Genomic DNA, 14,256 nt, shown 5'->3' on the forward strand with positions numbered 1-14,256 from the left:
CCAAATCTGGCCATTTGGGAACAGTTTTTTACGTAGGCGTTACAGTTTTTTCGCTTTCCGCAGGAAAATGAAATGTATTTTCAAGCCCCCAAAGAGGCGTAAGTTATTAGTTTATATGTTAAATACTTTGAGGCTGCCTTTTGAAAGGCGCTTTACTGCTGCCTATTCCTGATCCGCCGCGCCCCACAACACCATTTATCGGTGCATCGTCTTACGTTACTGAATTATGCAACGAAGGGGAGGGGCGCATGACCCAAATTACTGTTTTCAAAGCGAAAAAGATTATCACAATGGACCCGAATCGCCGGGATGCCACGCATGTGGCTGTGCGCGACGGTAAAGTTTTGGCTGTTGGTGGTGCAACCTGCGCCGATCAATGGGGCGCTGTGACCCATGACGAAACTCTTGCCCATGCAACCTTGATGCCCGGCATGGTCGAAGGCCACGCGCACATGATGGCGGGGGCCATGTGGCGCTATGCGTATGCGGGCTATCACGACCGTATTGACCCGCAAGGCAAGCTTTGGACAGGCATGACAGACATCGACGCGGTGGTGGACGGGTTGACCACATATGCGCAGGGTCTTGGCCCTGATGACCCGCTTGTCGGGTGGGGGTTTGACCCGATTTTTCTGACGTCCGAAAGGTTAAGCGCCAAACACCTGGACCAGATCAGCACCGACCGCCCCATCGCAATTATCTTTTCCAACTTCCACTTGATGTGTGTGAATTCCAAGGCTTTGGAAATGGCGGGGTATGACGGAGGCACGAATGCGGAAGGCGTTATCAAAGGCCCGGACGGTGCGCCCACCGGAGAGCTACAGGAAATGGCGGCCATGTTTCCTATCATGCGCCGTTTGGGGATTGATTTCAGGGGGTTGTCACAGACTCCGGAAGCGATTGCCGACTTCGCAGAGGTGGCGCAGCGCGCTGGCGTGACCACGATTACGGATTTGTTTTCATCCATGGAAGATGATGATCTGAAAGTGATGTTGGACATCACCGGCCGCGACACTTTTCCGTTGCGTATTGTGCCTGTGTTGGGGGCGATGGGCGAACCGGTTCAGGTCGCCGACAGGGCTGAAACCCTTGCAAAATCTTCCACCGACAAGCTCCGGTTGGGGGCTGTGAAGTTGATGACAGACGGGTCGATCCAGGGGTGGACGGCTCGGGTGAAATGGCCCCATTATGTTGGCGGTCAGCCCAATGGCATTTGGAACACAGCGCCGGAACAGATTTATGCGTTGTGTGACGAGATGCAAAAACGTGGCATTCAAATGCACATCCACGTCAATGGGGATGAGGCCGCCGAAGTGTCCATCGCCGCGATTGAGGCCGCCTTGCGCAACCATCCAGCACCGGGCCATCGCCATGTTTTGCAGCACTGCCAGATGATGGGCCGCGACCAGTATCAGCGTGCCAAGGAACTTGGGTGCTGCACCAACATTTTTGCCAACCACATATGGTATTTCGGCGATCAGCACGTTGAATTGACGTTGGGCCGCGATCGCGCTGAACGTATGGATGCCGCCCGCACAGCTTTGGATGAAGGTGTGCCCGTAGCCCTTCACTCTGACGCGCCGGTGACCCCATTGGGGCCGTTGTTTACGGCGTGGTGCGCCGTGAACCGTCAAACGATGACGGGCCAGACCTTGGGGGCTGCGCAATGCATCACCGTGGATGAAGCGCTGTATGCGATCACGATGGGGGCCGCGTATACGCTGAAACTGGACGCTGAAATCGGCAGTATCGAAGCGGGCAAACAAGCCGACTTTGCCATTTTGGGAGATGATCCCACGGCGGTTGATCCGATGGCTTTAAAAGATGTACCTGTGTTGGGAACGGTGCATGGCGGTCAGGTGCATTTGCTGTGAACCGTTTGCCTCTAACAGTTATCGGGGGCTACCTCGGGGCTGGAAAAACCACTTTGATCAACCGTTTGCTGGCAGAAGATCACGGACAACGTGTGTTGGTGATGGTCAATGATTTCGGGGCCATCAACATTGACGCAGCTCTGATCGAAAGCCAAAGCGACGATATGGTCGAGCTGTCCAACGGCTGTGTGTGTTGCACCATGGGGGCGGATTTGTTCATGGCTGTGGGCGATGTTTTGGACCGCACCCCGCGCCCCGATCATCTGGTGATCGAGGCTTCGGGCATCGCGGACCCTGCGCGCATTGCACAGGTGGCCATGGCGGAACCAGACCTAAGCTATGGGGGTGTGGTGACGGTGGTTGATGCGCAAAACTACGATGCCTTGGCGTCTGACATTCAAATCGGGGCGCAGTTGCGCGGGCAGGTGGATGTGGCGGATCTGGTGTTGATCAGCAAGGCGGACGCAGGCCAGGTGCCTGCCGCTTTGGGGGTGCCTGAGGCGCAGGTTCTGGATTTGGCGACGCTGGATGTAACAGCGCCTCTGATATTGGGTGACGCGCTTGGGTCAGGCCCCAAAGCCGTGGCAGAGGTGCACCCTGCCTATGTGTCGTGGAACACACGGGAGGATCGGGTGTTGTCGCGGGCGCAACTGGATGCGTTGATCCGCAACAGGCCCGCAAAAGCGCTTCGGATCAAAGGGTTCGTGGCCAGCGAACGCGGAATGACCGAGCTGCATTGCGTAGGTCCGAGCCACAGCCTGAAACCGGTTCCGGTATCCGAAAACACCCAAACGCAACTGGTGGGCATCGGACTAAAGGGCCACATCACCCGCGAAGATTTCCAAAACTGGTGGGCCAGTGTCTAGGGCTCTGACCCTAGAGGCTGAGTTTAGGGCGCGTCCCATGTGACGGTGGCATTGCCCGCTTGCATTGGACCCTTCGCGCGATCAAAGCGTAAATAGGCAATGGCCAAGTCCCCTGCGCGGCTTAACAAAGTGCCAACGGATTTGCCATTCGCCGTGATCTGAGTACCGGACGGGGCGTCACCGGTGACGGTCACTTGCGCCAGCCCTTTGCGCAGTTCGGTTTTGTGCTTCATGCGGGCTGTCACTTCTTGGCCCACGTAACAGCCTTTTTTAAAATCCACGCCATTCAAACGCTCAAACCCAGCTTCAAGAATGAAGGTGTCGGGGGTCAAATCGACGCCAGACTGCGGCACCAGATGGCTTACCTGAAGGGCAGTCCAATCCGTGTCTTCGCGCCATTCGGTGTCACGATAGGCACGCCATCCCATGGCACTGTGACGCGGATCGGCGAATCCGTCTTCGGGCGTATCGCCTGTGCCACGGTGCAGGTGCAAAGGGACCTCTTGGATCGACACGTCGGCGCGTAATTTATACATGCTTAGTCTTTGCACCAACGCATCCGCTTGGTCGGCATCTGCGTCCAGATGAATGTCACCGCCTGAGAGAAACACAAAAAAGTCAGCGATATACTTGCCCTGCGGCGTCAGAAGGGCTGTGTAGACCAGGCCATTGTCTACCTTTGCGATATCATTTGTGATCAAACCTTGCAGAAAATCACGGGTGTCTTTGCCCGTTAGGCAAAAGATGCGGCGTTGGGTCATGTTATGTGGTCCTCATGGGCGCTTATCTGACATATAGCGTCTGTGAGAGCAGACAAAAGGGGCCAATGATGCGCGCACCGATATCCGTGGTGATTCCAACCCTGAACGCAGGCGCATCGCTGCATGGGAGTTTGGCGTGTCTGATGGAAGGGGTCGAAGCCGGCGTGATCCGCGAGGTCATCATCAGCGACGGTGGATCAACAGACCAAACGATAGCATTGGCAAAAGACTGGGGCGCGGAAATTGTGTCGGGGCCGGCGTCACGCGGGGGGCAATTGCAACGCGGATGTGCTGCGGCCCAAGGGGCTTGGTTGCTGGTTTTGCATGCAGACACACAGCTGTCACCGGGATGGGTCGGACCAGTCATGCGGCACATGCAAGGGCGCAAGGCGGGTTGGTTTCAGTTGGCATTCGACAAAGGTGGGTTGCCTGCGAAAATTGTTGCGGGTTGGGCCAATTGGCGCAGCAGGCGCGGGTTGCCTTATGGCGATCAGGGGCTTTTTCTGTTGCGGGACATGTACGAGGTGGTGGGGGGATACGTCGATCAGCCACTGATGGAAGACGTCGCTATGGCACGGGCGCTTAAGGGGCAATTGGCACCGATTGATGTCGTGGCCATCACCAGTGCCCAAAAATACCAGTCTCAAGGGTGGATGCGCCGTGGTGGGCGCAACCTGTTGGTTTTGTTGCGATATAGTTTTGGCGCCGACGTTGAAACACTGGCCCGAAGCTATCGGAAATAGCAGGAAGCTTTTGGGGTCCTGACCCTAGCCGAACAAGCGTCCGCGTATCCGTGCCAAAAGACCGGCCCTTGGGCTGGGGGCCGCGTCAAAATGGGGCGGCTTGGTTGCACTTGGGTCCAGATCGACCACGGCTTTGCCTTCCTTGAACTGCAGGCGGTACAGGTCGGCATACATGCCGCCGCGCGCCAACAAGTCCTCGTGGGTGCCTTGATCCACAACACGGCCACGGTCCATCACAACAATCTTGTCGGCCTCGCGAATGGTCGACAGTCTATGTGCGATTACCAAGGTTGTGCGCCCCGTCGACAGTTTGTCCAAAGCTTGCTGCACCACGTTTTCAGATTGCGCGTCCAATGCGGATGTTGCTTCGTCTAGCAACAAAATTGGCGTATCGCGCAGCAATGCACGTGCAATCACAACCCGTTGGCGTTGCCCGCCAGACAGGGCAGAGCCGCGCGGTCCGACGCGCGTGTCCAAACCGTCAGGCAGCTTGTCCAGAAAATCACTGACAAAGGCCGCGTCCAGTGCCTTGGTCAATTGTTCGTCTGTGACGTCTTCGCGGCCCAAAACGATATTTTCGCGCAGGGTCTCGTCAAACAACAAGGCTTCTTGCGTCACCACTGAAAACAAGTCGCGCAAATCGTCCAGCGCCATGTCGCGGGTTTCAACACCACCCAACTTGACGGTCCCTGTCTGGGGATCAACCAAGCGGGTCAACAGGTTGAAAATTGTGGATTTCCCGGCGCCGGATGCACCGACCAAAGCCGTTGTTTTGCCGGGTTCCGCGACCAACGACAGATCGTGCAAAACAGCCGATTCACCATAAGACAAGCTGACGCCGTCCAGTGCGATTTCCGGGGTACCTTCGGGGGCTGGCACGGGGTTTTCGGCAGACGCCAAAACCAAAGGTGCATTCAGAAGCGCCTTGACCCGCTCCAACGCGGCAGCGGCCACTTGCCACAGTCCGCTGATACCGCCCAAACGGCGCAAGGGGTTAAAGGTAAACCCCATGGCTGTGAAAAACGTCATGAACTGACCAATGGACTTTTCACCTGCGATAATCTCGGAGCCACCGTACAGAATCACAGCCATAAAACCGATTCCGGACATGATGTCGATCATCGCGGGAATTGCCGCGCCACCAAAAGCTGTTTTGACTTCTGTGCGCACAAACATCTGGGTCAAATGGCGGTACTGGCGGGATTGGTACTGTTCCAGCGCGTTCAACTTGATCTGCACGATACCGTGAAAAACCTCGTCTAGGCGGGTGCTAAGATCAGCCCCCAAATCACGGGCTTGTCGCGCCTGCACGCGCACATATCGTTGTGCCATGGCCGCAGGTAGTACCAAAACGGGAATGCCAACGCAGGCCAGCAAGGCCCAGACCGGATCGACACTGATGGCAACACCAAGCAGCACGATCAGCCCCATCAAGTCACGCCCGGCCCCCGTGATGACGGCACGCCAGACATCGCCCACCGCATTCACATCCGATTGCACACGCTGGATCAAAAAGCCCGGCGGATGCGTTTGATGGAACGCCCCGTCTTGCTTCATCATATGTTCAAGGATGTCGATCCGCAGGGCAGCGGCGGTTTTCTGCGCAATTTTCGTCAGCAGTACCTTTTGCACCACTGAAGACACAGCACGGACCACAAACACCGAAATCAGAACCAGCCCGACCCAAATCAACATATCCGAACTGCCCGCCACAAAGACGTCATCGAACATAGGCTGCATCATGTAGCTAAGAGCACCCAACGTGGAGCCTTCCAGTGCCATGAACACAACGGCAATGGCCAAAACGGGCAGGTGTTTGCGCATATAAGTGCGCCACAGCCACCCCAGCAACTCACGCGAGCTGAAGGTTTCATCGTTGGACGACGGAACGGGGGTAGTGGGGGTCTCGGGTGTCGGGGTGTGTTCTGTCACGCGGTGCGCCTGCGCCGTTGGGAAAATCAGATAGTTCGCCTATGTACGGTGCCGCAACAGTCAGAGCAAGTGTTAGGGCAGTTGACGTCGCACCCAAGGTCCGTAGGTTGCGTGCAAAGCGAAAGAGGTTTTCCATGTCATTGCCCCCCAATACCGCGCCCCCCAACACTGCACACGGCCGCGGATATTTGGCCATTCCCGGTCCATCCGTCATGCCTGATGCTGTGTTGCAGGCCATGCATCGTGCGTCGCCAAACATCTATGCTGGCGCTTTGATTGACATGATGCCGGACTTGACGCGTGATTTGTGCAGGGTTGCGCGCACGCAACATGACGTGGCGATTTACATCGGCAACGGGCATGCAGCGTGGGAAGCCGCGTTAAGCAACACGATCGCGCCGGGGGACCGCGTGTTGGTGCCATCCTCTGGACATTTCGCCCATGGCTGGGCTGACATGGCCGAAGGTTTGGGCGCACAAGTCGATCTTCTGGAATTTGGCAAGCAAAGCCCGTTTGACGTGAACCGCATTGCAGACGCACTGCAGGCGGACACAGCACATGAAATCAAAGCAGTTCTGGCCGTGCATGTGGACACATCCAGCTCCATCCGAAACGATATCGCCGCGATCCGCAAAGCGATGGATGATGTGAACCACCCCGCATTGCTGATGGCGGATTGCATTGCATCGCTTGGCTGCGACACCTTCGAGATGGACGCATGGGGCGTCGATGTGATGGTTACGGCCTGCCAAAAAGGCTTGATGGTGCCTGCGGGAACGTCATTTGTGTTTTTTAATGATAGGGCAGGGGCAGCTCGCGCGAAAATGCCAAGGGTCAGTCGCTACTGGGATTGGGTGCCACGGGCAAATCCCGACGGGTTCTGGCAGTACTTCAACGGAACAGCCCCGACCCACCATTTGTACGGTCTGCGCGTGGCGCTTGATATGATACATGCCGAGGGGATGGATCAGGTCTGGGCGCGGCACAGGCGTTTGGCGCGTGCCATTTGGGCAGCTTGTGATGTGTGGGCCAGCAAAGGCGGTTTGCGTATGAACGTCGCCGACCCCGCCCACCGCAGCACCGCCGTCACATCTTTGCGTTTGGATGCGCCGGATGGCACGCGGTTGCGCGATTGGGTGGAAGATAACCTTGGGTTGACGCTTGGAATTGGGTTGGGCATGGGCGAGGGCCGGGAATCAGACGCGTTTTTCCGGTTTGGGCACATGGGACACGTGAACGGTCAGATGATTATGGGGCTTTTGGGCGGTGTCGAAACGGGACTGTGTGCTTTGGACATTGAACATGGGACGGGCGCATTGGATGCAGCCGCCAAAGTCATTGCCGGGGGCTGAAGCGTTCGAATTCCGCGGTGCGGCGCATGTCCAACCAGGTCATCCAGCGGTTCAGGCTCCATCCCAGGGCCGCGACTGCAAGAAGACCCCATAAGGCCCAAAGCAGCAGAAAAACCCAAGACAGGTTTACGCCAAACATCACGATGCAGGCTTTGGTGAAATCGGGCGCTGACGGCATGTTGTGGTGTCGCATGTGATCTCCATATCATGCGAAAGTTTACCGAAAGTTTTGCGTCTGTCAGCCCTTTGCTGCAGCATCCAGTGCAATTGGCAAGGCTTTGGCAAACAGCTGCAGTTGCGCGTCCGTGCCGCAACTGATGCGGATGCAGCGGTTTTGAGGGGCCGCAAAGGGCATACGCACAAACAAGCCTTGTGCAATCAATGCCTCTAGAACGCGTTTGGCAAAGGCGCCGTCCTGACCACAATCAATCGCAACAAAGTTTGTTGCGGAGGGCACTGCTTTCAATCCGTTGTTGGCAGCTATGCTTGCGATTGTGTCGCGGGCTTTTGCGATTTTTCCCAAAACATCTGCAGTGTAATCTGTGTCCAACAGGGCCGCCAATGCGCCAGCTTGCGCCGCGCGGTTCATGCCAAAATGGTTGCGCACTTTGTTGAAGGCCACGATCAGATCCGGATGTCCGATGGCATATCCTACGCGCGCACCTGCCATGCCGTAAGCCTTTGAAAAGGTACGTAACCTGATCACGCGGGGATCGTCCGGGCTGATTTCTGGCGCAGTGCCTTTTGGGGCACATTCGACATAGGCTTCGTCCAGAACCAACAGGCAGCCATCCGGTAGGTTGTCCAATGCGTGGCTTAGGGTTGTGCCGTCGTGCCATGTGCCCATGGGGTTGTCGGGGTTGGCCAGATACACCAGCTTTGCGCCGACATCCCGGGCTTTGTCAAACAGGGCCTTCGGGTCTTCGTGGTCGTCGACATAATCTACTTTATGCAATGTTCCGCCAAAGCCTGCGACGTGATAGTTGAAGGTGGGATAAGCCCCATCCGATGTAACCACAGCATCGCCTTGTGCCACGAACAGACGCACCAGATATCCCAACAACCCGTCGATGCCTTCGCCCACGACAATGTGCTCTATTGTGCATCCATGGTGGGCGGCCAACGCGTGCCGCAGATCAAAGTTCTCTGGGTCGCCGTACATCCAGTGTCCGGCTTCGGCCATAGCCTGGATCGCTTTGGGGGAGGGGCCAAAGACGTTTTCATTGGCACCAAGGCGGGCATCAAACGCGCCGCCGCGTGCCCGTTCCTGGGTTTCGGGGCCCACAAATGGCACGGAGGATGGCAAGGTGGTGGTCAGCGGGGTAAAGCGAAAATCAGTCATACCCGTTGCGTACTGCATGGGAACAGAGTTTGCAAAGTAGGTGTGGAACACATATATGAGAATCGTTCGCAACTGGAGGTGTGACATGACAAAACTGACACGACGCGGATTTATGGCCAGTCTGGCCGCTGCAGGTGCTGTGCGGGCCGTTCCAATTGCGGGTGCCAAACTGGGAGGACGGCGGATTTTGACGTTGGTGTACGACAAGTCCATGGGTATGATGCGCGCGGTTGAGCGTTGGGTGCCGTAGCGTTTTGCTTTTCAAAGCGGGCATATTCGGACCAAATGTATCAAACATTTGGAGAACCCCATGGCCCGCGTTTCCGTCACCTATGAAGATCACATTGCCCACGTCCGCCTGACGCGCAGCGACAAAATGAATGCTGTTGATCAGGATATGATCACAGCCATTATCGCCGCAGGCGAAGAGGTAGCGGCCTCTGACGCACGGGCGGTGGTTCTGTCTGGCGAAGGCAAAGCGTTTTGTGCCGGCATCGACATTGGCAGCCTTGGCCAGATGGTGGGCGTTGATCCGGCGGGCCAATTGATGCCGCGCACCCATGGCGAAGGCACCACAAACCAGTGGCAAGAGGTTGCCATGGTGTGGCAACGCGCCCCGATGCCGGTTATCGCGGCCTTGCATGGCCCTGTTTTCGGCGCGGGATGCCAATTGGCGTTGGGCGCAGACATCCGCATTGCGGCCCCTGACACCCGGGTGGCGGTTATGGAAATGAAATGGGGCATCGTGCCGGATATGGGCGGCATGGTGTTATTGCCCAAACTGGTACGCCCTGACGTCATGCGCCAGATGACCTACACGGCCACCCCTGTGGACGCTGCCCAAGCGCTGGCGTGTGGTTTGGTTACTGAACTGGCAGATGATGCACTGGCGCGGGCGACAGAGCTGGCCAAGGAAATTGCCGGTAAAAGCCCATCGGCAATCCGCACGGCCAAGCGGTTGTGTGCCTTTGCTGAAACCGCATCGGAGGCCGAGGTTTTGCTTGCGGAAAGCCGCGAACAGGCCGAGTTGATCGGCAAACCACACCAGATGGAAGTTGTCGCAGCTGCCATGCAAAAACGACCCGCAGTCTTTAAGTAAGGCGCCTAAAGGGCGGCCCTTTGGGACGCTTCCGAGGATTTTGAGAACAAAGTAGGCGGCCATCTGTGCCGTCAATTGGCTTGACGTGACGCCTTGGACGCGGCTTTGTCGTCGAGCGCACGTTTGATCGTCTTTTATTTATTCAGCCCAAGTTATTTTCGCATACCACTTTCCGGTCAAACACACCGCCAAATTTTTTTAACTGATTGGAATACCATGTCTGACCCATCCATTTTTGACTTTAACGGCTACAAAATCAAAGTCCCACCAAAGGGTAAATTCAACCAAGACGTCCCGGCCATTGGCAATGTCTGGCCCAACGCGCAAGGCACGCCGATTGTGTCGTCCTATCTGGTCTATGATTTTATCTATCCCAAAGTCACGCCGTTGGTTCTGGTCCAAAGTTACACTGGCGCTCAAGAGCCGATTGGTGCTGCAGGTCATGTCGATGGCACTTTTCGCAAGGACTCAGTGCCACAGGTCAACAAGACCATGAGCGTGGTCCGTGAAATCGTGATGAGCTATCAGTGGCGCGCCGTGATTGTAGAATTGAACACCGCTGGCGGCTATGCGCAGGAAAAAAGCTTTGTCACAGGCGTGCAAACTTCGGAAGAGGCGTCTAAAACCTTTGGCCGTGTTCTGAGTGCCGAGGCCAGCACCAATATCCCGCTGTTCAAAGGGATCGATGTGAAGCTGACAGCGGCTTACAATACAGGCCATAGCACCCAAAGCAAAACAGTGCTGACCTCATCCTCGACCATTACGGAAAAGATCACAGCACCGGCAAATCAGACCTTTGTGCAATGGCAGCTTTTTATCGCACATACGATCAAAGCGCCGAGTTTAAGTGCCAATAATGTCAATCCGGATGATTTTGATGCCTATCAAAAATTGTTCGACACCTACGGTGGCACCGGTATTCCGGCGCAATTTCCTCAGGTTTCAATTGAAAATGCGCCTCAATTGTCCGGTGGCGGGGCGATTTATTCGGCAACACTGTTTCCTGCGACCTAGGGTCCTGACCCTAATTCGGGCGACCTAATGCGTGACTGGTGTCTGGCGCAGCGCTAAGCTGCGCCAGAGTGTCACCCCAGCTCCGCAAGGCGGGAAAACGCCTCGTTCAATTTGGCTTCTTCCGCTTCGCGCAGCGCGAGGTTCGCCTTTGTTTCCTCGATCACTTCTGGCGGCGCACTGTCGGCAAATTTAGGGTTTTTGAGCCGTCCACGCAGCCCGCCAAGTTCTTTGCCCAGCTTGCCCAGCGTTTTTTCCAAACGCGCTTTTTCAGCGGCCACATCAATCACCCCGTCCAAAGGCAGCCCGAAGGTCCCCCCGCTTGCTGCCAGCGTCACGGTGCCTTTTGGCATCCCGTCCACTTCTTCAAGGCTTTCAACCCGCGCAAAGCGTTTGATCAACGCCTCGTTTTGCGCCCAAGCGCTGCGGGCCGCACCGTCCATGCCTTGCACCACAAGCGGTATGAAATCGCCTGCGTTGACGTTCATTTGCGCACGGGCTGACCGGATTGCTTCAATCATTGCCACGGTCCACGACAGTTCCGCATCCGCTTCTGGTACCACCAGATCGGCGGCGGTGTATGTGGGCCAATCCGCGTGCGCCAACATCTTGGGCCGTTCTTTTGCACCCCAGATTTCCTCTGTCACAAAGGGCATAATCGGGTGTGTCAGGATCAGGATCTGATCCAGCGCCCAAGCATAGGTTGCTTTTGTTTCGGCCGCCGCACCTGCGTCGTCACCGTCCAGAACAGGCTTGGTAAATTCCAGATATTGTGAGCAGAACGTGTTCCAGACGAAGCTGTAAAGCGTGCTTGCCGCATCGTTGAACCGGTAGGTGTCCAATGCCGCGTCCACGGCTTCGCGCGTCTTGCCGATCTCGCCTTTGATCCATTGGTTCAGCGGCAGTTTTGTGTCGGGGGCCGTATCGCTGTGGGACACGTCAAACGTCCCTTTGAAGTCGCCGTAGGTTGCGGCGTTCCACAGTTTTGTGACAAAGTTGCGGTAGCCTTCGATGCGTTTGGTGTCGAGTTTCAGCGCACCGCCCAACGATGCCATCGCCGCATTGGTGAACCGCAGCGCGTCGGCGCCGTATTCGTCGATAATGTCGAGAGGATCGACCACGTTGCCCACGGATTTGGACATTTTCTTGCCCTTTGCATCGCGCACCAACCCGTGCAGATAGACGTTTTTGAACGGGATGTCGTCGACCACCGCCAATTGCATCATCATCATACGCGCCACCCAGAAGAACAGGATGTCCTGACCTGTGATAAGGTCGGAAGTGGGGAAGTATTTGTTAAGCTCTGCCGTATCTTCGGGCCAGCCGAGCGTGCCGATGGGCCAGAGGCCAGAGGAGAACCATGTGTCGAGGACGTCGGGGTCGCGAGCAATTTGAACTACGAAGTGATCCGTTTCGGACAGTGTATCACCGTTCAAGTGCTGGCTTGTGTGGTCAAAAAGAAAAGCTGGATCGGGAACGGTATTTCCAAGATTATCTTCAACACGCGACTTTTCGTCGGTGCTTACAAAAACTTGGATTGATACATCCGGGTTGGTCGATTGATATGCGGTAGTCGCAAGTGCAAGTGCTTCTTTTTCCGAAGCTGCGCAAAATGATTTTCCGTCGGGCCCATACCAAACCGGAATCTGATGCCCCCACCACAGCTGGCGCGAGATGCACCATGGCTCGATGTTGTCTAGCCAGTTGTAATACACTTTCTCGCCGCTCTCGGGCATGATCTTGACGTCGCCGTTGCGCACCGCATCCAAAGCAGGCCCAACGATCTGGTCTGTGTCCACAAACCACTGATCTGTCAGCAGCGGCTCAATCACCACCTTTGAGCGGTCCCCAAAGGGCTGCATGATTGGCTTGTTTTCCACAAAAGGCTCAAGCCGCAGGTTTTCTTGGCCTTCGGCGTCCACATAGGGCACCAGTTTCAGCACGGCCAAACCTTCGGCGGTGATGTCCTCGACCACCTTTTTGCGGGCCTCAAACCGGTCCATGCCGCGGTAGTCGTCGGGAACAAGGTTCATGGCGGAAATCATGGCCTCGTCAAAGTCCAATTCGCCATTGGCGATCTTCTGGGCGATGGCGGCTTCTTCGGCATAAGGCTTGCCATCGCTGCGCATCGCGGCCTTTGTGTCCATCAGGTTGTACATCGGGATGCCGCCGCGTTTGGCGACCTGATAGTCGTTAAAGTCGTGGGCGCCGGTGATTTTCACAGCGCCGGACCCGAAGTCCTTGTCGGGGTATTCATCGGTGATGATGGGGATCAGGCGACGGTGTTCTTTGGGGCCTACTGGAATTTCACAAAGCTTGCCCACGATCGGGGCGTAGCGTTCGTCAGATGGATGCACGGCCACGGCACCATCGCCCAGCATTGTTTCGGGGCGGGTGGTGGCGATGGAAATGTAGTCGCGTTCTTCCGACAGGGTCACGTTGCCCTCTTCGTCTTTCTCGACGTAGGTGTAGGTTTCGCCACCTGCCAACGGGTACTTGAAGTGCCACATGTGGCCCGGCGTTTCGATGTTTTCGACTTCCAGATCAGAAATGGCGGTCTCAAAGTAGGGGTCCCAGTTGACCAGACGCTTGCCACGATAGATCAGGCCCTTGTTGTACATCTCGACAAAGACTTTGATAACTGCGTCGTGGAAGTTGCCGTCTTCACCTTCGGGGGCGTTTGGTGCGCCCGACATGGTGAAGGCATTGCGCGACCAGTCGCAGGACGAGCCGATGCGCTTAAGCTGGTCAATGATGCCATTTGCAGTGCGGCCTTTGTAATCCCACGCCACGTCCATAAACGCATCGCGCCCGATTTCCTTGCGCCCCGGCTTGCCCTCTGCGGCCAGTTCTTTTTCGACGGCCAGTTGCATGGCGATGCCTGCGTGATCCTGTCCGGGCTGCCACAGCGTGTCAAAGCCGCGCATCCGGTGCCAGCGCACCATAATGTCTTGCAAGGTGTTGTTGAAGGCGTGGCCGATGTGCAAACGGCCGTTGACGTTGGGGGGCGGGATCATGATGCAATAAGCCGAGGCGCCGGGTTTGGCATTGGCACCGGCGACAAAGCACCCTGCCTTTTCCCAAGCGGCATAAAGCCGGGGTTCGGCGGTTTTTGCATCAAAAGATTTTTCCAGTGCCATGGCGTGCGGCCTCACGTTGAACAGAGTTGGGGTTCAGATACCCAAAGGTCACCCAAAGGGGAAGGGTCGTTGGATTTATGTTTCTTTTCGCTCAAAATATCCCGGGGGAGGTGCTGCGCACCGGGGGCAGAGCCCC

The 14,256-nt window shown here is 56.5% G+C and carries 12 protein-coding genes; 7 read left to right on the forward strand and 5 right to left on the reverse strand.

Annotation, left to right across the window (positions count from 1 at the left end):
- Window positions 1-248 precede the first annotated feature (248 nt).
- Together ASD8599_RS05745 and ASD8599_RS05750 are read left to right on the forward strand one after the other, a co-directional pair.
- Complete coding sequence (locus ASD8599_RS05745) at window positions 249-1,874, forward strand: amidohydrolase (protein WP_108827647.1); 1,626 nt, start codon at window positions 249-251, stop codon at window positions 1,872-1,874.
- Window positions 1,871-2,740, forward strand: coding sequence for a CobW family GTP-binding protein (locus tag ASD8599_RS05750; RefSeq protein WP_108827648.1), 870 nt, complete (start codon window positions 1,871-1,873; stop codon window positions 2,738-2,740). Before ASD8599_RS05745 ends, ASD8599_RS05750 begins: the two co-directional genes overlap by 4 nt.
- Before the next feature lie 23 nt (window positions 2,741-2,763).
- Here ASD8599_RS05750 and ygfZ read toward each other — a convergent pair whose 3' ends face one another.
- Window positions 2,764-3,501 (reverse strand): CAF17-like 4Fe-4S cluster assembly/insertion protein YgfZ, encoded by a 738-nt coding sequence (gene ygfZ, locus ASD8599_RS05755; protein ID WP_108827649.1) that lies wholly within the window; start codon window positions 3,499-3,501, stop codon window positions 2,764-2,766.
- Between the two features lie 68 nt (window positions 3,502-3,569).
- On the opposite strand from ygfZ, the gene ASD8599_RS05760 reads away from it, so the two are divergent.
- Window positions 3,570-4,244 (forward strand): TIGR04283 family arsenosugar biosynthesis glycosyltransferase, encoded by a 675-nt coding sequence (locus ASD8599_RS05760; RefSeq protein ID WP_108827650.1) that lies wholly within the window; start codon window positions 3,570-3,572, stop codon window positions 4,242-4,244.
- 24 nt (window positions 4,245-4,268) lie between these two features.
- Here the strand turns inward: ASD8599_RS05760 and ASD8599_RS05765 are convergent, their stop codons facing one another.
- Window positions 4,269-6,068: an ABC transporter ATP-binding protein gene (locus ASD8599_RS05765; protein WP_108830027.1), complete on the reverse strand. Its 1,800-nt coding sequence runs from the start codon at window positions 6,066-6,068 to the stop codon at window positions 4,269-4,271.
- Between the two features lie 242 nt (window positions 6,069-6,310).
- Here ASD8599_RS05765 and ASD8599_RS05770 point away from each other — a divergent pair, with 242 nt between their 5' ends.
- Complete coding sequence (locus ASD8599_RS05770; RefSeq protein ID WP_108827651.1) at window positions 6,311-7,528, forward strand: pyridoxal-phosphate-dependent aminotransferase family protein; 1,218 nt, start codon at window positions 6,311-6,313, stop codon at window positions 7,526-7,528.
- Here ASD8599_RS05770 and ASD8599_RS05775 read toward each other — a convergent pair.
- Complete coding sequence (locus ASD8599_RS05775; protein ID WP_108827652.1) at window positions 7,512-7,721, reverse strand: hypothetical protein; 210 nt, start codon at window positions 7,719-7,721, stop codon at window positions 7,512-7,514. The two genes, ASD8599_RS05770 and ASD8599_RS05775, sit on opposite strands and share 17 nt — an antisense overlap.
- Before the next feature lie 45 nt (window positions 7,722-7,766).
- Window positions 7,767-8,870, reverse strand: a complete 1,104-nt coding sequence (locus ASD8599_RS05780; protein ID WP_108827653.1) for a pyridoxal phosphate-dependent aminotransferase — start codon at window positions 8,868-8,870, stop codon at window positions 7,767-7,769.
- Window positions 8,871-8,955: 85 nt separating this feature from the next.
- Between ASD8599_RS05780 and ASD8599_RS05785 the strand changes: the two genes are divergently transcribed.
- The 3 genes from ASD8599_RS05785 to ASD8599_RS05795 all read left to right on the forward strand — a co-directional run bounded on the left by ASD8599_RS05785 (window position 8,956) and on the right by ASD8599_RS05795 (window position 10,983).
- A complete protein-coding gene (locus tag ASD8599_RS05785; RefSeq protein WP_108827654.1) occupies window positions 8,956-9,120 on the forward strand; it encodes a Tat pathway signal protein in 165 nt (54 codons plus the stop codon).
- A gap of 60 nt (window positions 9,121-9,180) precedes the next feature.
- A complete protein-coding gene (locus ASD8599_RS05790; protein WP_108827655.1) occupies window positions 9,181-9,969 on the forward strand; it encodes a crotonase/enoyl-CoA hydratase family protein in 789 nt (262 codons plus the stop codon).
- 216 nt (window positions 9,970-10,185) lie between these two features.
- Window positions 10,186-10,983, forward strand: coding sequence for a hypothetical protein (locus tag ASD8599_RS05795; protein ID WP_108827656.1), 798 nt, complete (start codon window positions 10,186-10,188; stop codon window positions 10,981-10,983).
- A gap of 71 nt (window positions 10,984-11,054) precedes the next feature.
- Here the strand turns inward: ASD8599_RS05795 and ASD8599_RS05800 are convergent, their stop codons facing one another.
- Window positions 11,055-14,120 carry a valine--tRNA ligase gene (locus tag ASD8599_RS05800; RefSeq protein ID WP_108827657.1) on the reverse strand — a complete coding sequence of 1,022 codons (3,066 nt, stop codon included), beginning with the start codon at window positions 14,118-14,120 and terminating at the stop codon, window positions 11,055-11,057.
- Window positions 14,121-14,256: the final 136 nt, after the last annotated feature.

It is taken from the genome of Ascidiaceihabitans donghaensis, assembly GCF_900302465.1.
GTDB classification, from domain to species: domain Bacteria; phylum Pseudomonadota; class Alphaproteobacteria; order Rhodobacterales; family Rhodobacteraceae; genus Ascidiaceihabitans; species Ascidiaceihabitans donghaensis.

Excerpts from the sequence above, each read along its gene's own strand:
- ASD8599_RS05785 (WP_108827654.1), top strand. The coding sequence starts at position 8,956 with ATGACAAAACTGACACGACGCGGATTTATGGCCAGTCTGGCCGCTGCA.
- ASD8599_RS05800 (WP_108827657.1), bottom strand. The coding sequence starts at position 14,120 with ATGGCACTGGAAAAATCTTTTGATGCAAAAACCGCCGAACCCCGGCTT.
- ASD8599_RS05795 (WP_108827656.1), top strand. The coding sequence starts at position 10,186 with ATGTCTGACCCATCCATTTTTGACTTTAACGGCTACAAAATCAAAGTC.
- ASD8599_RS05765 (WP_108830027.1), bottom strand. The coding sequence starts at position 6,068 with ATGCGCAAACACCTGCCCGTTTTGGCCATTGCCGTTGTGTTCATGGCA.
- ygfZ (WP_108827649.1), bottom strand. The coding sequence starts at position 3,501 with ATGACCCAACGCCGCATCTTTTGCCTAACGGGCAAAGACACCCGTGAT.
- ASD8599_RS05760 (WP_108827650.1), top strand. The coding sequence starts at position 3,570 with ATGCGCGCACCGATATCCGTGGTGATTCCAACCCTGAACGCAGGCGCA.
- ASD8599_RS05775 (WP_108827652.1), bottom strand. The coding sequence starts at position 7,721 with ATGCGACACCACAACATGCCGTCAGCGCCCGATTTCACCAAAGCCTGC.
- ASD8599_RS05790 (WP_108827655.1), top strand. The coding sequence starts at position 9,181 with ATGGCCCGCGTTTCCGTCACCTATGAAGATCACATTGCCCACGTCCGC.
- ASD8599_RS05780 (WP_108827653.1), bottom strand. The coding sequence starts at position 8,870 with ATGACTGATTTTCGCTTTACCCCGCTGACCACCACCTTGCCATCCTCC.
- ASD8599_RS05770 (WP_108827651.1), top strand. The coding sequence starts at position 6,311 with ATGTCATTGCCCCCCAATACCGCGCCCCCCAACACTGCACACGGCCGC.
- ASD8599_RS05745 (WP_108827647.1), top strand. The coding sequence starts at position 249 with ATGACCCAAATTACTGTTTTCAAAGCGAAAAAGATTATCACAATGGAC.